Source organism: Photorhabdus khanii NC19, assembly GCF_000517265.1.
GTDB classification, from domain to species: Bacteria; Pseudomonadota; Gammaproteobacteria; order Enterobacterales; family Enterobacteriaceae; genus Photorhabdus; species Photorhabdus khanii.
In genome coordinates this window covers 66,524-92,255 of the sequence record NZ_AYSJ01000009.1, presented here as the reverse complement: position 1 = coordinate 92,255, position 25,732 = coordinate 66,524, and the positions used below count along the sequence as shown (strand labels likewise).

The 25,732-nt window shown below is 42.1% G+C and carries 22 protein-coding genes and 2 pseudogenes; 11 read left to right on the top strand and 13 right to left on the bottom strand.

From position 1 onward, the window contains the following. Nucleotides 1-110: 110 nt before the first annotated feature. Complete coding sequence (locus PTE_RS09275) at nt 111-995, top strand: IS982 family transposase (RefSeq protein ID WP_036845426.1); 885 nt, start codon at nt 111-113, stop codon at nt 993-995. Between the two features lie 6 nt (nt 996-1,001). Here PTE_RS09275 and PTE_RS25450 read toward each other — a convergent pair whose 3' ends face one another. Beyond that, nucleotides 1,002-1,340 (bottom strand): hypothetical protein, encoded by a 339-nt coding sequence (locus tag PTE_RS25450; RefSeq protein WP_131601471.1) that lies wholly within the window; start codon nt 1,338-1,340, stop codon nt 1,002-1,004. Continuing rightward, a complete protein-coding gene (locus tag PTE_RS09270; RefSeq protein WP_036845423.1) occupies nt 1,324-2,490 on the bottom strand; it encodes an MFS transporter in 1,167 nt (388 codons plus the stop codon). The genes PTE_RS25450 and PTE_RS09270 overlap by 17 nt, the downstream gene beginning before the upstream one ends. 111 nt (nt 2,491-2,601) lie before the next feature. Here PTE_RS09270 and PTE_RS09265 point away from each other — a divergent pair, with 111 nt between their 5' ends. The 6 genes and pseudogenes from PTE_RS09265 to PTE_RS09235 all read left to right on the top strand — a co-directional run bounded on the left by PTE_RS09265 (nt 2,602) and on the right by PTE_RS09235 (nt 8,125). After that, a complete protein-coding gene (locus tag PTE_RS09265; protein ID WP_036845420.1) occupies nt 2,602-3,369 on the top strand; it encodes an AraC family transcriptional regulator in 768 nt (255 codons plus the stop codon). A gap of 220 nt (nt 3,370-3,589) precedes the next feature. Beyond that, nucleotides 3,590-4,022 (top strand): annotated as a pseudogene (locus PTE_RS09260) (hypothetical protein); the annotation flags it as partial. Nucleotides 4,023-4,095: 73 nt separating this feature from the next. Next, nucleotides 4,096-4,492: pseudogene (locus PTE_RS23630) on the top strand (reverse transcriptase/maturase family protein); the annotation flags it as partial. Nucleotides 4,493-4,834: 342 nt separating this feature from the next. Then, a complete protein-coding gene (gene abiEi, locus PTE_RS09245; RefSeq protein ID WP_036845408.1) occupies nt 4,835-5,371 on the top strand; it encodes a type IV toxin-antitoxin system AbiEi family antitoxin in 537 nt (178 codons plus the stop codon). Then, the gene (locus PTE_RS09240) at nt 5,361-6,281 is read left to right on the top strand and encodes a nucleotidyl transferase AbiEii/AbiGii toxin family protein (protein ID WP_036845405.1); all 921 of its coding nucleotides are present in this window, start codon (nt 5,361-5,363) and stop codon (nt 6,279-6,281) included. Before abiEi ends, PTE_RS09240 begins: the two co-directional genes overlap by 11 nt. Before the next feature lie 374 nt (nt 6,282-6,655). Then, nucleotides 6,656-8,125, top strand: a complete 1,470-nt coding sequence (locus tag PTE_RS09235) for a DNA translocase FtsK (RefSeq protein ID WP_051477319.1) — start codon at nt 6,656-6,658, stop codon at nt 8,123-8,125. A gap of 220 nt (nt 8,126-8,345) precedes the next feature. Here the strand turns inward: PTE_RS09235 and PTE_RS09230 are convergent, their stop codons facing one another. Then, the gene (locus tag PTE_RS09230; protein ID WP_036845655.1) at nt 8,346-9,761 is read right to left on the bottom strand and encodes an MFS transporter; all 1,416 of its coding nucleotides are present in this window, start codon (nt 9,759-9,761) and stop codon (nt 8,346-8,348) included. A 94-nt stretch (nt 9,762-9,855) separates the two neighbouring features. On the opposite strand from PTE_RS09230, the gene PTE_RS09225 reads away from it, so the two are divergent. Further along, complete coding sequence (locus tag PTE_RS09225; protein ID WP_036845402.1) at nt 9,856-10,521, top strand: helix-turn-helix transcriptional regulator; 666 nt, start codon at nt 9,856-9,858, stop codon at nt 10,519-10,521. On the opposite strand, the gene PTE_RS26460 is transcribed toward PTE_RS09225, so the two are convergent. The 8 genes from PTE_RS26460 to fdhE form a co-directional block, all read right to left on the bottom strand. Further along, a complete protein-coding gene (locus PTE_RS26460; RefSeq protein WP_036845399.1) occupies nt 10,466-10,774 on the bottom strand; it encodes a virulence RhuM family protein in 309 nt (102 codons plus the stop codon). The two genes, PTE_RS09225 and PTE_RS26460, sit on opposite strands and share 56 nt — an antisense overlap. A 76-nt stretch (nt 10,775-10,850) precedes the next feature. Continuing rightward, on the bottom strand, nt 10,851-12,068 hold the full coding sequence (locus PTE_RS09215; protein WP_036845396.1) for an MFS transporter: 1,218 nt from the start codon (nt 12,066-12,068) through the stop codon (nt 10,851-10,853). Between the two features lie 46 nt (nt 12,069-12,114). Next, nucleotides 12,115-13,035, bottom strand: coding sequence for a carbohydrate kinase family protein (locus tag PTE_RS09210; protein ID WP_036845394.1), 921 nt, complete (start codon nt 13,033-13,035; stop codon nt 12,115-12,117). 89 nt (nt 13,036-13,124) lie between these two features. Then, nucleotides 13,125-13,382, bottom strand: coding sequence for an ADP-ribosylglycohydrolase family protein (locus tag PTE_RS09205; RefSeq protein WP_036845391.1), 258 nt, complete (start codon nt 13,380-13,382; stop codon nt 13,125-13,127). Between the two features lie 570 nt (nt 13,383-13,952). Then, nucleotides 13,953-15,602: an LTA synthase family protein gene (locus PTE_RS09200; protein ID WP_036845388.1), complete on the bottom strand. Its 1,650-nt coding sequence runs from the start codon at nt 15,600-15,602 to the stop codon at nt 13,953-13,955. A gap of 129 nt (nt 15,603-15,731) precedes the next feature. Beyond that, on the bottom strand, nt 15,732-17,591 hold the full coding sequence (gene selB, locus PTE_RS09195) for a selenocysteine-specific translation elongation factor (RefSeq protein WP_036845385.1): 1,860 nt from the start codon (nt 17,589-17,591) through the stop codon (nt 15,732-15,734). Nucleotides 17,592-17,625: 34 nt separating this feature from the next. Then, nucleotides 17,626-19,017, bottom strand: coding sequence for an L-seryl-tRNA(Sec) selenium transferase (selA, locus tag PTE_RS09190; protein WP_036845382.1), 1,392 nt, complete (start codon nt 19,015-19,017; stop codon nt 17,626-17,628). Between the two features lie 21 nt (nt 19,018-19,038). Continuing rightward, entirely contained in the window at nt 19,039-19,968 is a 930-nt protein-coding gene (gene fdhE / locus PTE_RS09185) for a formate dehydrogenase accessory protein FdhE (RefSeq protein ID WP_036845379.1), read from the bottom strand. A gap of 683 nt (nt 19,969-20,651) precedes the next feature. Between fdhE and PTE_RS09180 the strand changes: the two genes are divergently transcribed. The 3 genes from PTE_RS09180 to PTE_RS09170 all read left to right on the top strand — a co-directional run bounded on the left by PTE_RS09180 (nt 20,652) and on the right by PTE_RS09170 (nt 23,976). Beyond that, a complete protein-coding gene (locus PTE_RS09180) occupies nt 20,652-21,605 on the top strand; it encodes a methyltransferase (RefSeq protein ID WP_036845376.1) in 954 nt (317 codons plus the stop codon). Nucleotides 21,606-22,021: 416 nt separating this feature from the next. Further along, on the top strand, nt 22,022-22,975 hold the full coding sequence (locus tag PTE_RS09175) for a methyltransferase (RefSeq protein ID WP_036845373.1): 954 nt from the start codon (nt 22,022-22,024) through the stop codon (nt 22,973-22,975). Between the two features lie 47 nt (nt 22,976-23,022). After that, entirely contained in the window at nt 23,023-23,976 is a 954-nt protein-coding gene (locus PTE_RS09170; RefSeq protein WP_036845370.1) for a methyltransferase, read from the top strand. Between the two features lie 181 nt (nt 23,977-24,157). On the opposite strand, the gene fdoI is transcribed toward PTE_RS09170, so the two are convergent. Further along, the gene (gene fdoI, locus PTE_RS09165; protein WP_036845367.1) at nt 24,158-24,799 is read right to left on the bottom strand and encodes a formate dehydrogenase cytochrome b556 subunit; all 642 of its coding nucleotides are present in this window, start codon (nt 24,797-24,799) and stop codon (nt 24,158-24,160) included. Further along, the gene (gene fdxH / locus PTE_RS09160) at nt 24,796-25,725 is read right to left on the bottom strand and encodes a formate dehydrogenase subunit beta (protein WP_036845364.1); all 930 of its coding nucleotides are present in this window, start codon (nt 25,723-25,725) and stop codon (nt 24,796-24,798) included. The genes fdoI and fdxH overlap by 4 nt, the downstream gene beginning before the upstream one ends. Nucleotides 25,726-25,732 lie beyond the last annotated feature (7 nt).

The following is a 25,732-nucleotide window of genomic DNA, read 5'->3' as shown; positions in this document are numbered from 1 at the left end:
CTGTATTTAACCTGAACTCTGCTTAAGAAAGGAAAGAAAAAAGGAACTAAGAGCCCGAGGCACGATCAAAGTTTTTGTATAGAAAACAAAATCGTGGAGATCCTCAGGCTATGATGACTTTAGAAGAACTTGACTGCTGCGTCGATGATTTTTGCCAAAAATTTATTCCGCTTTGGGAACAACAGCTCATCGAGAATAACCTGCTTAAACGCCATCGCGCCGCTTCCCTGTCACTGAGTGAAATCATGACGCTCCTCATTTTATTTCACATGAGCCACTATCGTCATTTCAAAGCGTTTTATATTGAGCATGTGCAACAGTATCTTAAGGCTGATTTCCCCCATCTGGTCAGTGACAACCGAATAATAACCTTGAAGAAAAGCGCGATTATCCCGTTGTGCGCTTTTCTTTCTTCACGCAAAGAAAAATCACAAGGCATGGCTTTTATCGACTCCACCAAAATCGCCGTTTGCCATAATCTTCGTATTCCCCGAAATAAGGTTTTTGAGGGGGTAGCACAACGGGGGAAAACCAGTATGGGGGGGTTTTATGGTTTTAAACTTCATTTAGTCATTAATGAGTGTGGGGAGCGTTTGTCTGTCAAATTAACGCGGGGAAATACAGATGCTCGCCATCCGGTTAAGGAATGGGTAAAAGGATTAACAGGACATCTGTATGGCGACAAAGGGTATTTATCACAAGCTTTAAGTGATGAACTGGAGGCAGAAGGGATAACACTTATCACAAGTGTTCGTTGCAATAGGAAAGCCAAGTTTTTATCGATTTGGGATAAGATTATGTTAAGAAAGCGTTTTTTGATAGAGACCGTGAATGACCAATTGAAAAATATTTCTCAGATAGAACATTCACGACATCGGAGTATAGTCGGCTTTTTGTTGGAGGTAGTATCGGGCTTAATTGCATATCCATTCCAACCGAAAAAACCGAGCTTAAATTTACGTGATTCTGAAATCGCTATCCTTAAGCAAAGCTGAGGTTAGTTAATGGAGGTATAAGCGACACGCTGCGTAACGAGAGTGTATTACTCGATTTTTACCTACCGATAATCCGCGCAGATTTGTTACTTTCAGCCCAATTGCTATTTCCACAAAGCACCAGCTATCAGGCACCGTTGGCTGTTTTTCAGGGGAACCGTGATAACTGGATTGATGAGCAAGATTTAGCTGATTAGCGCCAGATCGCAAGCGGAGAGTTTCAACAACATAGTTTTGACGTTGGACATATGTATCTGGCAGAGGAATATGACTCCGTAGTCGCAAGGCTCCATCGGTTGTTGGCCGGTCATTTAGCACCGACCAACGTTTAACGTTCGTTTTCACCTTCTGGCAAGACGAGTTTCCGTTCGCTACGTACGATACTCCCTGCCAGCATCAGTGCACAAATGCTGCTGATTGTCAGTACCATGCCAAGGTGTTGCGCCAACCCTGCCAGAACTAGGCCGCCCCCTAACATCAGGTAATACATCAAACCAAGGATCGCCCCCGCCGTTCCCATACAATCTTTATAATGCCGCAGGGCACGCGCTAGAATATTGGGAATGGCAATACCATATGCCATCACAACCAGCATCATTGGCAAGACAAACCATACCGTTTCTTCCAGCAAAAACACCAAGATACCGCCAGAAAGCAGCAAAACACACGCTAGTATCAGCAACGCAGTAAATAACCAGTGCTTGGCGATCAAAAGCTTGTTAATGGCTGCGCCAAGACCCACACCGGCTGCCAACACCAGTCCTGTATAGCCAAACCATTGCGCAGGAAGACCCAGTGTTTCAAAACGGAACGGTGCTAACTGGTAATAACTGAACATACAGATATTGAATAAAGCGACCAACAATGCACTGTGCCAAATGTCACCATCTTTAGTCATACGGCTCAAAGTACCGAAAAAGGAGCTTTTTACGACCTCTTGTGGGCGCGTTTCTGGCAGTTGCCATGCAGCATAAGCCAACAACACCGCCGCTAATATCGCCAGGCCGCTAAAGACGCCCTGATAGCCCCAATAATGGGTCAGTAACGTACCGCTCAGCACACCAATCGCCGGACTAACCGCTATAGCTATCCCCATCACCGAAAACACCCGCGCCAATTCGTAGTCACTGAACTGATCACGAATGGCGGTCTGAGTACCCACTGATCCCACCGCCGCACCAAAGGCTGCCAACACCCTCGCCACCAATAATATGGTAAAACTATCGCAGAAGACAGCTAAGATCGATGCCAACATATATAACGCTAGTCCGGCAAGGATAGTAGGACGCCGTCCAATAACATCACACATTCGTCCCCATACCACAACGCCGAGAGCAAAAGCAAAGAAATAACAGGACAACGTTTGCGCGGCCATTTCCGCGCTGACATGAAACCCTTCAGCAATATGAGTAAGCGCTGGGCTGTAGATCGTTTCCACCACTTGGGGAAACATCATCATAGATGTTGCCAGTGTAAGGGTAAGTTTGCGTTGCATAGCAAGTCCTGTGTCTAAAGATAAAATTAGGGATATCAAGGTATCATCTTCACTCTATCGTCTGTTACAATATAAAAGACAAATAATTTACATAATCGGACAGCACAGTATATGACATGGCTTAACGCTCAGGATACCTTTGATCCAGATTCGCTCGGCAACAGCGTATTGGGCATCGCAGCCGAATTGGCTCAGCATGACTCTGGTCCACACTGGCATAGGATGGGGCAACTACTGTTTAGTCAGCGAGGTTGCATGCGAATTACGCTCAATGAGAGCATCTGCATGCTCCCGCCGGGTCGTATCGCTTGGATTCCACCACAGCTAGAGCATCGGGTGCAAGTTAGCGGTGTGGCAGGTTATCGATCGGTGTATCTCGATCGCTCCCATTACCCTAGTCTGCCTGAATGCTTAGAAGTTCTGACAGCTTCACCTTTGCTACGCGAAGTGCTGGAACGCATTGCCATCGCCGAGTTCGATACCAACTGGCAGCACGGTGCGACCGCTAATATTCTAGCGGTATGCCTAGATGAGATACAACTGGCACCACGCGAATTAACCCTGTTGCCCCTGCCCAGTGACCGCCGCCTGAGAAATTTAGCCGATATGATCACAGTTCCGCCTCTGTACGAGCTGGCTAGTTATATCGGCGCATCAGAAAAAACCATTAGCCGCATTTTTCAGCGTGAAACTGGGCTGAACTATCAACAGTGGCGGCAACAATGGCGGCTAATCAAAGCAATTGAGCTATTAGCAGAGGGATACGCTCAATCTGACGTCGCCAGCCAACTGGCTTTTTCCAGCGATAGCGCTTTTGCCACCTTTTTTAAAAATATGGTAGGCTGCCCTCCAAGGACATATATGGCAATGCGCAGATAAGCTTGCCGTTTAGGTAACCAATCCGACAAGCTGGGTGCTCCGTAGTTAAAACGGAACGTGCATCGCTCACAGAATCGCTTTGAGTAATCATCAGTTACGCTCGTCTATCACTCTAATTGATAGTAAAAAAAGAACTTACCGGGCTAACCGATATTGAAACAGAGCTCAGTAATCAGTATGATCGATTGGTTGCCAACGTTATCACCGCTATAACTCGGCCATCTCCTCACATCACCTGAATTTTGAGAAAAAAGTCGTACCGCACTGGGATGATATTCTGCGACTGATAGCCTCACTCAAACTGGAACGTCTGAACATCCTGTCGATCATGAAAACCTTACAAACAGCTTAATCGTGGAGAAGGACGACACGCGGTAGCCAGAAATGTGTTTCATGGAAAACGAGGTGAACCGAGACAGGCATATCGCGAAGGCCAGGAAGATCAGTTGGGTTCATTAGGTTTAGTGTTAAATATGATCGTTCTGTGGAATACGATTTACATGGATGCCGCAGTGCAACAACTCAGGCGAGAAGGATATCCGGTGCATGACGAAGATGTAAAGAGGTTGTCTCCATTGCTATGCGGGCATATTAACATGCAGGGGCGCTACACCTTTACGGTTCCGGAAGCTGTCAGCAGAGGGGAATTGAGAGCATTCAATGAAGATAGTTAACATATTGATTTATATTTAAATGGCTATTTAAAATGACTGCTTAACAACGTTTACTGTTCCGTTGCTCCCTAAACCCCAGGATCGGGCCATGCAGGCTTTTTATCTGCTGGCGCTGGATCCTTCTCGGAAACCACTGCCGATCACAACAGTTACGGATTTCGCCCGGCAAGAAGCACTGCTGACACGATGGAGCAGGTATTTAACTGTCTCTGCCGAAAAACAGCACCAGTGTGGATACTGGAAGGGGATATCAAAGGATGTTTCGACAATATCAGTCATGACTGGCTGCTTGAAAATATTCCGATAGACAGGCAGATACTCAGAAAATGGCTGAAGGCCGGATATATAGAAAAGGGGCCTTCAACACCACCAGAGCCAGGACGCCCCAAGGCGGTATTATCTCTCCGGTACTTGCTAACATGTATCTTGACAGACTGGAGCGTAAACTTAACGAACAGGCTGCAATCAAGAAAACCACAGTTGAGGGCAGGAAAAACAGACCCTGTAAGTAATTCTGTGTAATTAACCGAAAAACAGATTAAATAAAAACCAATAAAATCAAGAGAAATAAGTCATTACTCAAAATTCAGCTTCATCAGCCGCTGAACAGCCCACCTCCACTTTCGCCTCACCAACAGTTAAATTCCTCTCTGTACAGTAGGTAAACAGGATTGCACACATACAAGTAGACATATAGAACACTTTAATGTATATTTCACGTCTACTTATTATGATGCTATTATATAGACACAAGAATCACTTATTAGTGACATTAGAGTCTACTTAATACGATGAACCAAACCACTGCTATTCAACGCTTGAGCCAGTTTGATCAACAAGGTCGTTACGTCTTTACCAACAAAGATTTGTCCAAGTTGTTTCCAGAAGACAGTAAGCGAGCCTTTCAGGCTGGATTGAATCGCCTCGTTAAACAATGTGTACTAACTCGAGCCAGTAAAGGGGTTTACGTGTTTGCTTTGTCACGACACAAAGGTTCCAATACCTTGGAACTGATTGCCAAAACAATGCGGCGCGGTGAATACAACTATGTAAGCCTGGAATCTGCCCTATCCGAGTATGGTGTTATCTCACAGATCCCTATTGACCGATTGACGGTCATGACCACTGGCCGCAAAGGTGAATACAAAACCCCCTTCGGCACCATTGAGTTTACCCACACCAAGCGATCAGTAGCAGACATTGTTAACCATATCCAAAACGTCGGTAGGCCACTTCGCTTAGTTAATAAGCAAACCGCTTATCGAGATCTAAAACGCGTGGGTAGAAACACACATTTAGTTGAAGAGGAAACCGTATATGAAGATTAATCCCGAGGATTTTGAGCTGCTAGTTGAGCGGGCCATGCAGAATAGCCAGGTTGGACATATGCGCCCAGTCATCGAAAAAGAACTGCTCCACTATGACATCCTGTTTTGTCTTGATCAGGCCGGACTACTCGATAATCTTGTTTTCCAAGGGGGTACCTCTCTACGATTATGCTATGGTGGTAACCGTTTTAGTGAAGACTTGGATTTTGCAGGTGGTAAAGACTTTTCTTCAAAGCAACTGGCTACAATGAAGCAATGTATTGAAGATTACATCGGTGCACGATATAGCTTGGAAGTGACAGTGAAAGAACCTGAATCGCTCAAACAAGAACCTAAATATGCAGAACTAAATATTGATAAATGGCAAATTTCCATCGTAACTACGTTAGATAGAAAGGACGTTCCCAAACAACGCATCAAAATTGAAATCGCTAATATCCCAGCCTATACCAGAAATGCCCTGCCCCTGCGCAACAATTACGATTTTCTGCCCGATGGTTATGACGACACTTTAATCTACACAGAAACCCTTGATGAAGTGATGGCGGATAAGATGGTTTCGTTACCTGCCACACAGAAGTACGTCCGCCACCGCGATATCTGGGATCTAGCTTGGTTACAACAGCAAGGCGCAAAACCAGATGTTGACTTAATTAGACAAAAAGTTGCTGATTACAAACTTGCTGACTTTGCAAACTTGCTAGAACAACGCATTCAATCCTTACCAAATGTGATTGCCAGTAATGCGTTCATGAACGAAATGAAACGCTTTTTACCAAGCAATGTATTTGAACGCACCTTAGCAAAAGAAAAGTTCAGTAGCTACCTAGTCGCTACATTAGAAAGCCAACTCAAAGAGCTCCGGCTTGCTCTCACCAAGAATGAAGTTCAGCCCAAATTCAAACTTTAAAAAATGGGTAAAATGCCCCTAACGCAGGAAAAACACACGCCACGAAAACGGCGCTAGACCGTGCCCGCACTGGAGTGAAGCCCAAGAACCTATTTTGCACTCAGTGCAACAAATTGTAATATCATATTATGGTAACAATACTATCAAGCTGGACACATCAAATTTATAGCACCCCATACTGCCCTGTTTTACATGTAATTAAAAAAATAGATCACGAAAAAATACATAAAATTAAAGGCAATAAACCATCACCCAATATTCAGATTCGATCATCTTGACGAAATAGCTATACTAAGGGGTTTTTAGATAACACAGAATTCTGAACACGCTCTGGATTACAGTAAAACTTTCTAGATATCAAAGCCGAGGAATTTATGTCTAACACTATGATAAATAGTCTTCCAGCATTTGATTTATTAATCTCTCCTCCTATAAATGCAGCTCAGGCAGGCAGTTTAGAACTGGCTAAAATGGCTGAATCAATAGAATCATGCTTGGCTGCTTATGGCATTGCGGCCAATGTGGAGCATATATCTCTAGGGCCAATGTATATTCATTTTGATCTGCTTCCAGCATCCGGCATTAAAGTTTCCCAGATTGCTAATTTATCTCACGATATAACACGCTCTCTTTCTGCATCTTCTATACAAGTTGTGCCAATCATACCGGGTACACCATATATCGGCCTGGATGTACTTAAAAATAGTCGTGATACCGTTTACCTACGTACAGTTCTGGATTGCGCTCAGTTTAGAGAAGTTGATTCTCATCTAGCAATAGCTTTGGGCAAAGATATTTCTGGAAAACCCATCATCACAACTTTGACTAATATGCAGCACTTGCTAATCGGGGGAATTACAGGATCTGGTAAGTCTACGTTTATTCACTCCATGATTCTTAGCATACTATATAAAGCCACACCGGTAGACGTTCGCTTTATCATGATTGATACGAACATGCTGGAACTTTCTGTTTACAAAAAACTACCTCATTTACTGACAAGAATCATTCACAATACAGAAGGGACTGTTCATACGCTACATTGGTGCATCAGTGAGATGGAACGGCGTTATAAACTACTGTCAGCACTTGGCGTTCGTAGTCTGGTTGAATATAACCGACGTGTACAGCAAGCAGTAGATCTGAGACACCCTATCCCTAATCCTTTCTGGGGCCCTGCTGATGGGGAAAATATGACCATGTTGATGCAATTACCCAATATTGTTGTTGTAATTGATGAGTTTTCCGATTTGATACTTAAAGCAGGTAAAGAGGTAGAAACATTACTAATATCTCTTGTTCAGCAAGCTCACATTACTGGTATTCATCTAATACTTGCTACTCGATATATCTCAGTTGATATCATTACCAATCTGATTAAAAGTAATATCCCTACAAGAATTGCTTTTTCAGTATTCGATAAAACTGATTCACGTATTATCTCAGGCCAAAATGGCGCTGAATTACTGCCCATAGGAGATATGCTTTACATGGCTCCTAACTTGGTTGAACCGCTTCGTTTACACGGTGCATTAGTCCATGAACAAGAAATGTACGCAGTAATACAATATTGGCAAGCATATGGTCAACCTCAATATATTGAAATTATTCCTGAAAATGATTATGAAACACTAACGTTTGAATATGAAGAGCTTGATCCATTGTTTGATCAGGCTGTCATTTTCGTCGTAGAAAAACAACGGGTATCAATATCTGGAGTCCAACGCCAATTTCGAATCGGCTATAATAGGGCTGCGCGTATTATTGAACAAATGGAAACCTCTGGTATCATCAGTATGCCTGATAATAATGGCAACCGGAGAGTATTAGCTCGACCATCATAAAAAATGAAGAGCAAGTTACTTCTGCAAATCACATACAACTTTTTTCTCGTTGTATGCCGTTAGCGATATGTCGATGATGTTGACATATAAAAATCATGGGTCGAAAAAACAAGAAAATATCGACGAGTCATCAACAAGCGCCTATATCATGCTCTACCCTCTGGATATTTCACCTGCTATTAAATCGTCAGGTACTTTACTGTTACCACTATAAATAGGATTACGACACCACCGCCCTAATCTTCGCCGATCTCCACGCAGTAAACAGTGCCAATAACGGTGCGATAGCAAATAGCAGGAACAACCAGTGTGCGGCTGAAGCGGCACCTGCCACACCTCCGGGTTCATTCAATCCGGAAAGGTTCACTACCATACCCGCCAATGCTGATCCAAAAGCAGTGGCAAATAACTGTACCGTTGTAATTGAGGCACCTACGATATCTTTATCGGCATCCGACGATACCTGTAAGATACGAGTTAGCAAATGTGGCCAGCCAAAACCAATACCAAATCCCACCAAAGTCAATGCAATCACAATGGGAATCATCACTTGCCAATGTCCAGCCGAGGGCTGTGATAATATCGATGACAGAATCAGCATACCTATCAGTGCCAATATCGGCCCACTGACAATTGCCCGGCGCATACCCGCCCCACGCCAACCCGCACTGATTATCTCCGCAACTGTCCAGCCTGCTGCCATTGCCGCAGCCATATAACCGGAAACCAGCGGTGACTGACCATGCAACATTTGCAGGAAATACGGGATAAACACTTCACTAGTCATGCCAATCACCAATAATGAAATAGTAGCAAACAACACAGCATGAGGTGAGCCCAAATGTAATGCACCATGAGGCAACAAACGTATCACTGCCCGACGTTCATAGCAAACTAGTAATATTATTAATACTAATGCCAGCATAATCCCTGCAAAATTCAGCTCCACGTTGTCAGATACACTGCCAGCAGAAACTATCAATACTGCTCCCGCTAATAAAACTAACTGCACCAATGGCAACGCTGCTTTATTCTTATCCTGAGGTTTACCTTTTGGCAAAATTAAGTAAGTGAAAACTGCATACAACAGCATTATTGGCAGCATGATACCAAAGGCATAACGCCATGCATTTATCTCAGCAAAAATCCCCCCCACAGCAGGGCCAACCAACGTCGCAATCCCCCACATACCGGATATCAGTGCCATTGCCCGTGGCCAAAGCGCCTGTTCAAATACCAAGTTGATCATGGCATAGGAAAGTGCAAACAGTAACCCACCACCGAAACCCTGAACTGTCCGTCCGATAAGCATCATTTCCATCGTTGGAGCAGACGCGCATAACAAACTGCCAAAGAAGAAGAATATTGCTGCAACCAGATAAGCATTACGTGCCCCCTGTGAGCTAAGCAGACGTGCAGACAGTACCGAACCAATAATAGAAGCGACCACAAACAGCGTTGTATTCCAGGCATAAAGGTTCAAGCCGCCAATGTCCTGCACAACCGAAGGTAAGATAGTGGTAGCAATTAAGATATTAATCGCATGTAACGCAACTCCCAGCGATAAAGCCAGAGCACTGGCCGCATTTTTACCGGAGAACAAATCGCTCCAGTGGCTTTCATCGGTTGTTATCACAGTCATTATCCTGAATTAGCATTGAGTTAATATGAGTCTTACGTTAAATTAAACAAGAATTAGCTTGGAATAAATTAAGGCGAGGTGAAGGAATATGTCAAGGAAAAGCGTTAAAAATAGCACAACTGCCACACAATCCGTGGGTGAGAAGTTACTGATGCTATTGAAAACCCGTGGCCCTCAGCAAGCTTCTGACGCCGGAAAAATACTGGGAACAACAGGAGAAGCCGCCCGGCAACAGTTTGTGAAGTTAGCTAAAGAAGGATTGGTAGAAGCTGTCGCGGAAGCACGAGGCGTTGGTCGTCCAATACAACTTTGGCATCTGACAGCCGCAGGTCATGCTCATTTCCCGGATGCTCATGCTGAACTGACAGCACAATTACTAAACACTATTCGTAAGCAATTAGGTGAGAAAGCGATAGATTTGTTGATTGATACCCGCGAACAGGAAACCCGTATCAATTACAAGCAGGCAATGAATGGAACAACCAATCTGCAAGAACGCGTCGAACGTCTGGTTGCCATAAGATGCCGTGAAGGTTACATGGCTCAATGGTCACATACAGAAGATGGCGCCATTTTGCTGATAGAAAACCATTGCCCAATTTGCGCTGCCGCTACTGTCTGCCAAGGTTTTTGCCGCGCTGAATTAAACGTATTTCAAGATATACTTCAAGCTCAGGTAGAACGGGTGGAGTATATGCTCACCGATTCACGGCGCTGTGCTTATCGCATAACAGACAATATTCACCCAGAATAAAAATAAAAAATGAATATTCACTCAATCCAAACTTCCGCAAATGACGAGTTATAGGGTTGCCCATTGGCGAAAACGTGTTGCAATATGGCTCTGTACCCGATAACCAACTGAGATGCTTACTGGTCTGAAACAACTCCGCCATCAATGCTTGTGTCAGCCAAACTGTTTCATCCTGAAAACGAACGTCCAATCGGGTTTCCCCATCTTCGGTTTGATAGATAATAAACTGCGAATGATTATCTGTGTTTTCCATTTTTTTCTCTTCAAACAAGCACTGGTATCGCACAAAGCAAACAATGAACGCGATGTCTTTGGCAATACCAGCTTTATTAAACTGCTCTGCTACTTTCTCTGTTCTCTTCTCCGTTAAACATAAAAAATATCCCGCCAGTCAGTAATATCAATACACCAGATATCATTAAAAGGAGTTGAATATTAATATAGTCAGCAACTGGACCAAATATCACCATGCCTAATGGCAGAGAGCAGGACATAGCAATTTGAACTAAACTAAATACTCTCCCCATCATTTCCGGTTCAACTTTTTCCTGTATAATAGAAATTATTGGTGCGTTAAAACAAGGCGTTATAGCGCCCAAAGAGACATTTAATGCCAGATACAGCGGAAACCAATATGCATTGCCAAGTGCAATCATAAATACACCAAACAGTGTGCAAGCTATTCCTGTTATACGCAGTTTATTTTTATATTCACTCCAAAAAGAAATCAGCAATCCACCTAACAATGCTCCGGCACTAAAGGTCATTTCGTTAACGGCTAAAAACCATGAATCTTCACCAAATGTCCTGTTAACCAATAGAGGTGTCAAAAAAGCAGCTGGACTGATCAGGAAGCAAACACAAATCAGAAAAATCAAAATATTTCTGATTAGCTTATTCTCTTGCAGATAGCGAAAACCCGCTAACATCGCCTGAAATTTATTATCCGGTATAGAATCAGAAGCGATTTTGGCAATAGGAATAAATGCAACAATACTGATACCAATAACAGCAGTAACAACATCCACTAAAAGAATATTCTCAATCGAAGTCTGAGAATACAAAAAACCACTAATGGCTGGAGAAGCCAGCATCGTCAGTGAATTCAGAGAAGTATTAAGACCATTAACCCGCAACAGTTTCTCTTTCGGGACCAGTTGTGGAATGATAGCACTAGCCGCCGGAGCCTGAATGCCAGTACCAAACGAGCGGATAATCAGTGCCACAAATAGCAGCTCAATACTCTTAAACCCAAACATAAAAGAGATCGCCAGACCAAGAGTCACTAATGCAATCAGCGCATCAGAAGCAATACAAAGTAACTTACGGTTGTAAGTATCAGCCCAAACACCGGCAAATAAAGAGATTAATACCTGTGGAAGAAATGCACAGAGCACCGCGATAGCTAGCATTTCTCCTGATGAAGTATTTAAGGTGATATACCAGACGATCGAGAACTGGACAATGGAAGAACCCAGCAGAGAAATTGTCTCAGCTAATAAAAAAAGAGTCGTTTTTCGTTTCCAACCTGTATGTAATGCATTCATTTTAATCACACCTTAGAAACCTGAATCCCTTGTGTTTGATTGATAATTATTCAAACACAAATTCCTTTAGTTCTTTTATGGTTGGCGCACCCGCAGCACCAGAACGACTGACAACAATGGCAGCAACGCGATTGCCAAGTTCAACCGCATCTTTCAGCGACATTCCCTGTGATAAACCAGCAAGCATGCCACTACTATGAGCATCACCAGCACCGATGGTATCCACCACTTTCACTTTATAGGCAGCAACATGTTCTGGGTCACGATCAGGCAAACATATCCATGTACCCTGTAAACCTAACCGACAGATAATAGTGATTTTTCTTTTGCTGGAATAATTACTGGCCTGAGCGACAGGATCACCTGTTCCACACAATATCGTCATTTCATCACGGTTCAGTGTCAAAATGGTTCGGCCAACAGGCAACGCATCAATGAAAGCGGGATCTATATTGGGTAAACGAGGTCCAAAATCCAGCAATAATGTCTGCCCAGGTGGTGACGCCAATAACCAGTCACACAAAATCGCCGTTGTTTTACTCGCCATGACATAACCACTAGAGTAGATATATCCCCTTTCCGGCAAAGTAATAGCTGAGAGCATTGCCGAACTCCAGTCAACTTCACAACCACTAATAGAGACAAAACTTCGCTCACCATCCGGTTCAACCATTGCCAGACACCAGCCATTATCAAGCGATGAGTTGGTTAATGTGACCTCAAGCCCAAGAGCCTGCATCTCTTTAGTTATCCGCTTACCCCAGTACCCGTTACCAACGGGTATACCATTAACTACAGGAATTTGCAGGCGAACCAAAGCCCGGGCAACATTAAAACCTGAACCACCGACCTGTTGATCAATCTCTTTGGCTTCCTGGTCTTCACCACTGCGAGGAAGCCTTGGTAAGCTAAGAACAATATCTCCTGCGGCAGCGCCCATTACGGTAATCGGCAGTAAATCCCCCATTAGTTCCTCCTTATTACTGTCCAAATATAAGCCATACTTCCATCAGACTGACAAAGAAAGAGGCAAATAATCCAGAACTGGGATCCACATCAACAGACCATCAATAAATCCACTGTTGTCATCCTATCTACGGTAGATAAAGATCGCTTCCCAGAAATGGCCCCGGCCATGGCACCGATGGCATCCGCATCTCCCCCGAGGTTGGCGCAAAAAATCACACACCGAACCGAATGACCATCAACTAAATCCACCATGACCAGAGCACAAGAAACAGACTCCATGATGTCCATTCCGGCACCAAGAAAGTCATAAAGTTCTTTCAGCTTATCCAGCCAAAATGCAGCCACTTATTACAAAATCCATCGTTCAGAAAACATACCTGTTGCATCACCAATTTTGCCTAACCATAACCATAGAAATAACCTGGAGTGGTATCTGATACGGGTTTAATCATCCTTAATACCCGAACAAAATGCATAAGAAATATTTATACTTTAACATCAATCAGCTTCAATAAAAGTCGGCCTGTATAATTATGTGATATCAATGTGACTGCTCCCTGCCAGATCGGACCAGACTGACTACTTCATCCGTTGTTGCTCGCCCTTGACACGTCTGACACAAGCCTTAATGAGCAGAAACGACGAGTCCCGCTGACTCTAAATTTATTAGTCAATACTGACGTACATTGAATCCATAAAATATACTTTATTATCAATAACATAAAATGATATTATTAACTAGGTATGCGAACAGTCCGATAAGAAAAATGATTCTCTTTGCTATATTTCTGTCGCAATAAATGATTGAAATTGAAAAACAGTTGCAGAAAGTTGAAATTGGAGAGTGTTTACCTGCATCTGAAGTGCAGCAAGCGCCATATTTATATGGCACCCACCCACTCATTATTTTACGGCTTATTTTTTACCTGCCACTTCCAATTGCTGATAAATATAGTGTTTGTAACTATCCACCAGCGCTTTATCCTGACAATCATCCAGCGCCCCCCGACAAAGGTGGCGCATCGTCATATTCGCCCGGTAAAAAGGTGAAGCATCCAGTTTAGCTCTCTCTACAATCATTCCACCAAGGAATGAAATATCCGTCAGCTCATCAGTCTGAACAGGGCTTCCCTGTTTTAGGTTATCCCGCATAGTGAACTGAGTGATATAACCCGGATTTGAAAATACGCTATTGTACTGACCTAGTTCGATGTTGGGTTGATGATCACCAAAGTAGAGAAAAATGGTAGGTTTTTCCTGTTTAGCAACAAACTCACTGAAATCTCTGATTGCCGGGTCAGAAGCTTTGATTTTCTCCATATAGTGACTGAACTTACCAACAGCTTGTGAATTTTTCACATGCCCGGAAAGTCCGTAATCATCTGAATGATCTTCATCATATGGGCCATGTTCATACATAGTCAGTGAGAAAATAAACAACGGCTTATCGGTTTCCTGTGCCAGAATTTCTTTCACATAGCTCAACATCTCTTGTGTAGAGATGGTCCACAGATTTTCATCAGGACTGGCGGGATACCCTAGCTCCTGCGGCTGGATAATACGGTCAACACCCAGTGTCTGATAAGCATGACCAGAATGATAGGAGGATTTATTAAATGGTGTCAAAACAACAGTGTAATAGCCATTCTGTTTCATCTCGCGGAACAGGCTGTATTTCAGGTGATCAACGATAAAATAAAAAACAGCATTCTTACGTGAGCCAAAATCATCGGTATTCAAACCCGTCAGAACAGAGAATTCAGATAACCAGGTACCCCCACCGAAAGTTTGTACCCGCATTGGGCTTTGTGCGCTGACCCCAGAATCCCGCTGGAACATATACAGATCCGGCAGGCGGGAATCATCAGGCAGCTGATAAATATGCGGAGTAACAGTAGATTCCTGCAATAGCAACACCACATCGGGTTTGATTTCTGACTGAGACACAGGCAGCGTGATATTCTTAGCCTGTTGCAGGAAATAATCGGATGATTGCCCAAACTGAGGCACACGATGTTTGGCATCTTTAGCTGACATCACCATATTGGTCACTGTACCACGCCCTTTTGGCAGTGAAGATTCCCATTGATCTCTAAACGCGTTGGCAGTAAAGCTCACTTCCCATGTACAGAACGCAACCAGCACCAGGCTGGCAGTACGCCATTTGAAGCCACGTAAAGGTGATGATTTTTTCCAGCTCAGAGTCATATTAAATATCAACCAGATAAACATAGCGACAACTCCCAGGCCAGCCAGCCAATAGTGTCGCAATGTTTCCTGATTAGAAGGATCAAACATCAGGTTAAGGTCAGAGAACATCAACTGTTCTTTGTAGTAATGAATCTTTATCTGATTAAGGAACTTAAAGATAATAAACAGTGTTCCGGTAAAGGCGGCAGAAAACAGTAACCGGGCTGACACAAAAAATACCAGACCAAATATCACACCAAACACACCGACAGCGATCAGCGCCGGATAAATATCTTCACTTTTTTCAAAAACCAGTATTAAAGTTGCAATAAACAATAATCCCAGATAAACACCCGATATTATCTTTCTTTTCATACCGTACCAAATCCCGTTAATAGAAAGCTCACGCCGATAACAGTTAGCAAAAATAACACAAGCTGGTTAAATCAACAGAAACAAAACTGTCATTCTGCTGAAATTGCCCATATTTTGGGCAAAAAATTATCAGAATAGTCCATTATCCCTAAGAATATGTGATTCAGCCTGACGGCGGGTAAAACCACTGTGATCAAAGAACTCCAGGATCTGAATAGCCAATTTACGACCAATACCTAATTCATCACGAAAATCGGCGGCAGTAATCGCACCATGATTTTGATTAAACTTGCGGATAAGTTCCGCAAACTGCTGAATTCGTTGGCTACAATAATAGCGATCCGGAACAATAGCGGTAATATGTCCCAATTGAGCTGATTTTTTCAACAAACTGCGAATTGTCGCCTCTTCTTCCTTTAAATCAGAAGCCAATTCACGTACCCACCAAGGATCATCGGTAAAATAGGGGGCTACTCGTTGCCACAGTTTTGCCTGTTCATCACTGAAAGCCAAACCATGCTCAGGAAGATATAACCAACCATGTGACTGTTTTAATTGCCCATCCCTGAGCAAGAGATTTATCAGAGTATAAACCAGCGCTTCATTCAGCGTTGGCAAAGCCATCCGTTTCAGGCGCGCCCTTCCCAAACCCAGTTGATCAGCATGTTGCTGATGGTATTCAGCCAAAACCTGTAACAATTTCTGTTCCGCCAATCTGGCATTGCTTTGTGATAACACCATACCATCGGCAATAATCACATCCATATCAGCCAGTAACTGATGGAGATCCGTTTCCATTAACTGGCGCGCCCAAGAAAAATGACTAAGAGAAAGTGCACCTCGTAGCAAATGGAGCGCTAAGTTAGTCGCATGGTCCGATGTTTTGGCAAGCTGGGTGAGCCAATGCAAAAATTCTGGCTGGCGCTTACCACGGCGGGGAGAATTGAGGTTTATCACCCGAGCCCCGGCAAGTGTTTTTCTGGCACTGATATCGCGCAATATCAGCCGGTCATTTTCAACCAACCATAATGGGCTATCAAGCACCAATTCAGCCAACCGAGGCGTATCAGAAAGCTGATTCAGTAACGAAATCCGACCCGTTATATGGCTGGCAGCATGATGAATATGAAGAGATTGCCAATTTCGCAAAGGTTCATCAGCTTCCACTTCCACCAATACCTTCTCCACATTCTCAAAAGGTTTTTGGGAAAGTAGCCAGTCACCGCGGGAAACCTGTTCTTTACTCACATCACCGATGATATTCAGTGCAATACGCTGCCCGGCCTGAGCCGTACTTGTCTGTTGATTCTGAGCGTGCAGGCCACGCACTCTGATTTGTTTATCACTGCCGGTCAGCCAGAAAATATCGCCTACACTAACCTGGCCGGCCAATGCCGTGCCCGTCACCACCAAACCCGCACCTTTTACACTGAAAGCGCGATCGATCGCCAAACGAAAACGCTGATGTAATTTTTCATGCTGCTTATTTCGCTGATGTAACTGCAACAGATGTTGCCTTAAAGGGACAACGCTCTCTTCCTCAGTAGCAGCCGTGACAAACAGAGGGGAATCAATCCAACCTTGAGTTATCAGCTCATATTCAACCTGTTGGCGGACGTCAATTATCCGTTGCGGTTCCACCCGGTCTGCTTTAGTGAGCGCAACTATCACCGCTGGGCAGCCAATCAAACGCAGAATAACTAAATGTTCTCTAGTCTGAGCCATTACCCCATCGTCACAGGCGACCACTAACAAAACATGATCGATACCACCGACCCCTGCCAGCATATTGGCGAGGAATTTCTCATGTCCGGGCACATCCACAAAACCAATCGAAGATCCATCCGACTGTGGCCAATAGGCATAACCGAGATCGATGGTCATACCCCGTTTTTTCTCTTCCGGCAAATGTGCCGTATTAACGCCGGTAATAGCTTGAATCAGTGTGGTTTTACCATGGTCAACATGACCTGCTGTGGCAAAAATCATAGTAGTTTCAGAAAATTATGGTAGTTCCAGAAAATTATAGTAATAGTGCCTGCAACAATGCCTTTCCATCTTCCAGACAACGTAAATCGAGCCACAAGCGCCCTCCAGAGATACGGCCAATAACGGGTTTCGCCAATCCACGCCAACAACGGGCCAGCTGTTCCAGTGTGCTCCCTTGACCATCAGCGGCAACGAAAGTTAAAGCCCAACTAGGCAGACGATCAACCGGCAGCGAACCACTGCCAATCTGTGAATAACATGGCTCACTACGAACAATAAATCGGTCACCATAATATGCCTGAATCTCAGGCAATAGCTGTTGTGCCACATCATGCATTTCTTGCTGTTGGCGGGTTAACAAACGCAACGTTGGCAACTGCTGGCAGAGTTGTTCAGGGCGCTGATACAACCGTAAAGTCGCTTCCAGAGCGGCTAAAGTCATTTTGTCTGCCCGCAAAGCACGTTTCAGTGGATGACGCTGGATAGCTTCTATCCATTGTTTTTTACCCAGAATAATTCCAGCTTGTGGTCCCCCCAGTAATTTATCACCAGAGAAAGTAACCAAATCAATGCCTTTATCCAGATAGTCCTGAGGCATCGGTTCAGCCGGCAGCCCATATTGCGCCACATTAACCATGGAACCACTACCCAAATCAATTGCTGTAGGAATTTGATATTTCACTCCCAAAGCGGCCAATTCACGACCAGACACTTCCGCGGTAAAACCTTCGATGCTGTAATTACTGGCATGCACCTTCATCAGAAGGGCGGTCTCTTCATTGATAGCCTGCTGATAATCTCTCAGGTGAGTACGGTTAGTCGTACCGACTTCAACCAATTGGCACCCTGCCTGAACCATCACATCAGGAATACGGAATGCGCCACCGATTTCCACCAACTCACCACGGGAAACGACAACTTGCTTACCTGACGCCACCGTTGCCAACAATAACAATACAGCCGCTGCATTGTTATTAACGATACAGGCATCTTCCGCACCCGTTAATTCACACAGTAAATTCGCCAAAGCGCGATCGCGATGCCCACGCCCGGTGCCATTGAGAGAATATTCTAACGTTACCGGTGAACGCATCACTTGTATTACCGCTTCAATAACCGGTTCGGCCAGTAATGCCCGGCCAAGATTGGTATGAAGCACAGTGCCACTAAGATTAAACACCGGCTTTAAAGCCAAAGCTTGCTTCCGCTCCAGTCGCTGACCAAGTGCCGCAGCCCAGTTATCACACCAATCAGGTAATTCCTGATACTGCTTGATATTTATTCTGACCTGCTCCTGCATTCTTCTTAATGTCACAGTGATTAACGTCTGTCCATATTGTTCCACAAACGGTGCTATCTGTGGTTCATGCAACAGGCGATCAATGGAGGGGATCTGGCTGTATAACGGGCACGGTTTTTGTGTCATGGCAATTCCGTCGATTAACACTTACTCATTTGGAAACAAGAACGGGTTGATGCTACTGCGGGCAAAACCTTCCTCTTCCATTTTAGCATCAAGGATCAGTGAAGCCAGATCATCAGCAATCGCCTCAACTTTTGGATCTTTTTCCTGATAGAGGATTTTCAGATAACTGCCACAATCACCGCAACTTTCCGCTTTCACTGCGGCTTGCTCACTCTTTAATGACCAATAATTCAGATCACGGGTCTGTTCACAGTTACTGCATTTCACCCGTACCATATGCCATTCACTTTCACACAAGCTGCAATGCAGGTAACGCAGCCCGTTGGTTGTGCCAATCTGAACAACACTGGCGACGGGAATACTGCTGCAAACCGGGCAAAACTGACGATGCTCACCATATTCTGCTCTCGCCTTTCCTGGAATTTGATTTGCCATTTGTGCCCAATACAGGGAAAGTGCAGCCCAGATAAAGAGTGCTTTTTCAGAACTAACTTTATTAAATTCATTTTTCAGCAAAGCATCAGCCATCTGTTCCAGTTCCTGCTCCGACGCTTTTTCCAGATTATCCAGAGCGGCACTGACGTGTTCCGGTGCATCCGGCGCTAATTCTGCTATCAGAGAGTGAAACAGTTTTTGCCAATGCTGAGTGCGTGGAAATGTTTTGCAATCCAGAGGTGGTTTACCTTCAGCGGCAGATTTTTCCAGAATATCCACTATCTCTATTTTCAATGGATTGTCATGCAGCACTTTTTGTTGGGCCTGAGCAACTTCCGCTGCAAAGTTAAGATAGTCAGCAAATGGGTTATCTTCTGCCAGTTGTTGCAGACGTTCAGCCCGGCGCTGATAGAGATTTTTCAGATTAGCAAAAAGCAGTGGCGGGATATAATCTGTTGCTTTTTCATTGGTACGATCTTTGCTCAATTGTTCTTTAGGAACGATGCGAATACTCATTAAGTTCTATCTTCCTGTTATCTGCTTTGCGGCTTTTAGGCTAATAATAATCTTAAGCCTGTTTTTAGTCTCAGCATAGATCAAAAGCGGGCTCTGGGCCACAGAGAGAATTAGGAAATTACAGTAAAAATCTAGGTAATGATATAGAAAGTTGTGTACTCAACAGCAACCAATATATTCAAAAAACACCTATAATTTTTCAGGTTTTATAATTATTAATTTTTTCCATCAATTAATCTATAAAAAAATATCCCACTATGTTATTTCCTGCCATTTGATTGTAAAAACAAAAATAGTTAATTGTGATCTTCGTCATTTATTTTTATTCGATTTAATATAATCTTTAGTTAATCATTCATTCCTAAAAATGAGTAATTAAGGTGACAGATGCAATACTTTAATAATACATTGTTGATTTACTGCTCTGTTCATGTAATTCTGACGTCCCAAATGTTATGCTATCTTGATATTGGATAAATTAACCATGATCAATCAAATTGAGTTAACCAATTGGGAAGCAAGCCGAATTAAAACATCATCACCTAATAAGGAAAAAATAGCAAAGTTAATAATTACAATTTGGTTAAAGTATGTTCCAAAGATATCTAATTAGTCATAATGATATTTCCTGGACTTTAGATGAAATACCTTATTTATAAAATAATCACATAAAGGATAACTCAATGCTAATCGACCTGATTACATCGCATAGAAAAACAGCCACAATTTACGCTTTTGTTGATACAGGATTATCTGATCACTTTAAAAATGGGGCCTGCGTAGATATAGACGAGCTTTCCCATAAATCTGGCGTTGACAAATCTCGCCTTAATCAATTATGTGATTATTTAATTGAAATAGGAGTATTAGTTAGCAACAATCACGGAATAACACTTTCTGACGAATGCAGTGCACTTACCGACCCTGAAAGTCTAGAGTCATTAATGATAAAATATGAAACCAACCAAGAACATTGGAACTCTTGGGTAATGTATTCAAAATCTCTACGTGAAAACAATGGTAAATCAGCATTTGAAATGGTATATGGAAAGACAATTTTTGAACATCTAGCGGATAATAAATCACTCAGAGCAGATTTCGATGCTCTAATGACAAAAAACTCTAATACATTAATTAAAAATTTGCTTGATGTTTATGATTTTAATCAATATAACAGAATGTTAGATGTTGGAGGCGCAAGAGGACATCTTCTGAAAAGCATTAATGAAAAAGTAAAAGGAAAACATTATGCTGTATTAGATAGATATAATGAACTTCCTGTTTCAGAAGATATAGATTTCATAAATGGAGATTTTATGAAATCTATTCCATCAGGTTATGATTTATATATCTTAATGAATATCATCCATAATTGGAGTGATAATGACGTAATATCAATTTTAAATAATTGCCGAAAAGCAATGGATGATGGTGCAACTATCTTATTGATAAGCATGATGAAAAAGCCACAATCCCCAATAGCTAACTCTATGAGCATATTAATGGATATGCTATTTTTATCGAAAGAGCGCTATTTGGATGAAGTCGAATATCTGGCTAATCAAGCAGGGCTCACCATTAAAGATAGTAAAGATATAGATGAAACATTTTCAACTATTGAACTAAAGGTAAAATAAATTATAGGTAGTTATGGATTACTTCCAAAGATAATTATATGGATATTGCATTATTAAGAAATTTATATATAAAATTGGCATCATAATCTTAGATGCCAATTTTCATTTTATATCAACGTGACATATACGTATTAAAATAATATTCAGCGAACGAGTTATGTTCTGCCAATTGTGATCTTCATCATTTCTTTTTATCAGATTTAATATAGTCTGATAGTCTCACTCAAATACGTATTAAAATTAAGTTAAACAATTATCAAGTAAGAAGAATTAGATCTTCACTATATCACTAGGAAAAATAACAAAGCTAATAATCACATTTTAGTAAAAATATCCAATCAGTCGTAATGGCACTTCCAGGACTTTAGATAAAACACTTCATTTATTTATAATATAAAGACATAAAGGATAACTCAATGCTAGTCGAACTTATTACCTCATATAGAAAATCAGCTGCAATTTATGCTTTTGTTGATACAGGATTATCGGTCCACTTTAAAGATGGGGCCTATATCGATATCAGCGAGCTTTCTGATAAATTTGGTATTGATCATTCTCGCCTTAGCCGATTATGTGATTTCTTAATCGAAATAGGGGTATTAGTGAACAACAACGATAAAGTCGCACTTTCTGATGAATGCCGTGCACTTGCTGATCCTGAAAGTATGGAATCATTATTTATAAAGTGGGAACTCAGCCCAGATTGCTGGAACGTTTGGTCAATGTACCCAAAATCCTTACTTGAAAATGATGGCAAATCGGCATTTGAAATAACACATGGAAAACCATTCTTTGAATATTTTTATAACAATAAATTAGTCAGATCAATTTTTGACTCCGCAATGTCAAAAACCTCAGACAGAATAATTGAAAAGTTACTTGATATTTATGATTTTAGTCAATACAACAGAATATTAGACGTTGGAGGTGGAGAGGGAAATCTTTTGATAAAAATCAGAGAAAAAGTAAAAGTAAAACACTACGCTGTATTGGACAGATATAATGAAATTCCTGTTTCAGAAAATATAGAGTTTATAAATGGAGATTTTCTAAAATCAGTTCCATCAGGTTATGATTTATATATTTTAAAGAATATTCTTCATGATTGGTCTGATAATGACGCAATATTAATTTTGGAAAATTGCCGAAAGGCAATAGATAACGGTGCAACTGTCTTATTGATAAACTACACGAAAAAATCACAATCCAGCATGGTTATATTTTTAGACATATTAATGGATGTACTATTCTCAGGAAAAGAACGTTTCTTGAATGAATTCGAATACTTAGCTAACCAAGCCGGGCTGGTCATTCAGGATACTAAAGATATAGATGAATCATCTTCAATTATCCAACTAGGAATAGAATAAATTATAACTTCATTTCTCTATAAATATGAAGACATAAGGGTAACGCTATGCTAATCAATCTGATTACATCATATAGAAAATCAGCCGCAATTTATGCTTTTGTTGATACAGGATTATCGGTCTACTTTAAAGATGGGGCCTATATCGATATCAGCGAGCTTTCTCATAAATCTGATATTGATCATTCTCGCCTTAGCCGATTATGTGATTTCTTAATCGAAATAGGGATATTAGTTAGCAACAACGATAAAATCGCACTTTCTGACGAATGCAGTGCACTTGCCAATCCTGAAAGTATGGAATCACTCATGACAAAATGTGAGATTAGCCCAGAGTTTTGGCTCGCTTGGTTAATGTATTCAAAATCCTTACTTGAAAATAATGGCAAACCCGCATTTGAAATAGTACATGGAAAGCCATTCTTTGATTACTTAGAAAATAATCAATCGCTTAAATCAAATTTTGATCATTTTATGTCAAAAAACTCAGACAAAATAGTTGGAGAATTGCTCGATATTTACGATTTTAGTCAATACAACAGAATATTAGATCTTGGCGGAGGAGAAGGAAATCTTTTAGTAAGAATTAGCGAAAAGGCAAAAGGAAAACATTACGCCGTATTGGATATGTACAATGAGGTTCCTGTTTCAGGAGATATGGAGTTTATAAATGGAAATTTTTTAAAGTCAATTCCGTCAGGTTATGATTTATATATTTTGAAGAATGTTATCCATAACTGGTCTGATAATGATTCAATATTAATATTGAAAAATTGCCGAAAAGCAATGGATGATAGCGCAACTATTTTATTGATAGGATTAATAAAAAAATCGCCATCAGAAAGAATTAAATCTACGGATATCGCAATGGATGTACTACTTTCAGGAAAAGAGCGTTACTTGACTGAATTCGAATATCTGGCTGATCAGGCAGGACTTATTATTAAAAACACTAAAAATATAAATGAGTTATATTCAATTATCGAACTGGGTGTAAAATAAATCACAAGCCAGTCAGGACACCTTTAAAGATAATCATATGGATATTGTTTTTTTAAGAACTGGGCATATAATAAATGGTATCGAAATATTTGATACCATTTTTATTTTAATAATTTCCTGTATTGCTCAAACTTGATGAGTAATAGGCAGAATATAACTACTCTGCCTTGATTATTATATATCAGAGCTTATCTTCCTGTCTCTCCTGTTTCATCACTTCACGATACCAACGTGGATGATGCTTCTTCGCCCACCCGCGAGTCACCCAACCTTCAACCATAGCCCGGACAGAACCTTTCACCCAGAATGCCGCATAAGCATGAATAATAATGGTCAAGATCAAACCAATGGCTGACATTGAATGAACCAATAGAGCAACACGGATAACCGGGATAGAGAAGAAATCAGCAAAATATGGACGCCAGATAATAATACCACTGACGGCCAGCAATATCAGACAGACACTGATAGACCAATAGACACCTTTCTGACCCAAGTTGTATTGACCGATATCACCGGCTTCCTCATTTCTCAAAATCTTACGAATATTTTTCAGCCATACAATGTCGTCTTTGTCGATAAAGTTATGTTTGAAGTATCTGAAAAACATAAAGATAAACAAAACAAACATCACAGAGCCAGCAAACGGATGCAAAATCCGTGACAACTGAGGTGTACCGAAAATATTCATCAGCCAGTTAAAAGAGGGGAAAAAGAATCCCAATCCGCTGATGGCGGTAAACAGAAAACAGAGTACTACCGCCCAGTGGTTTACCCGCTCAACCGGTGAGTGACGGATAATAATATCCTTTCTCTTTTTCATCTCTGCTCCTCCCCATTGGCTGATTTCTGTGAAGATTCTGCATCACGACGCGCATCTTCCTCGTCTTCCTCAGTCACACGATTCGGACCAATACCCACATAATGGAAAAGACTGGCAGCAAATGTCGCCGCAAACCCCACCGCAGCCAGAGGCTTCCAAATACCTTTCCAGAAGGTGACTGTCGGGCTGATAGACGGATTATCCGGTAGGCCATGATATAACTGAGGTTTATCACTATGGTGCAACACATACATCACATGAGTACCCCCAACCCCTGCCGGATCGTACAGGCCAGCATTCTCATAACTACGGCCTTTCAACTCAGTGACCCGTTCAACAGCCAAATCTTTCATCGCTTTTTTACTGCCAAAATGGATTGCACCGGTCGGACAGGTTTTCACACAAGCAGGCTCCTGACCGACACCAACGCGGTCAACACATAAGGTACATTTGTATACCCGGTTGTCCTCTTTGTTAATACGCGGCACATTGAACGGGCAACCCGCGATACAGTAACCACAACCAATACAGTGTTCTGACTGGAAATCAACAATCCCATTAGCATACTGGATGATCGCACCTTCCGCCGGACAAGCTTTCAAGCAGCCCGGATCAGCACAGTGCATACAACCATCCTTGCGGATAAGCCACTCCAGCTTGCCATTCTCTTCAACTTCCGAAAAGCGCATCACGGTCCATGATTTAGCGGTTAAATCAGCCGGGTTATCATAAACACCCACGTTATAACCGATTTCATCACGGATATCGTTCCATTCGGAACAGGCCACCTGACAAGCTTTACAACCAATACACGTTGTGACATCAATCAGCTTCGCAACTTCTTCCTGGTCATCCCGCACCCGGGGCGCAGGAGTGAAAGAGTGGGTGGCAGAGCGACGAATAATGTCTTGAGTTTGCAATGACATAATTTTT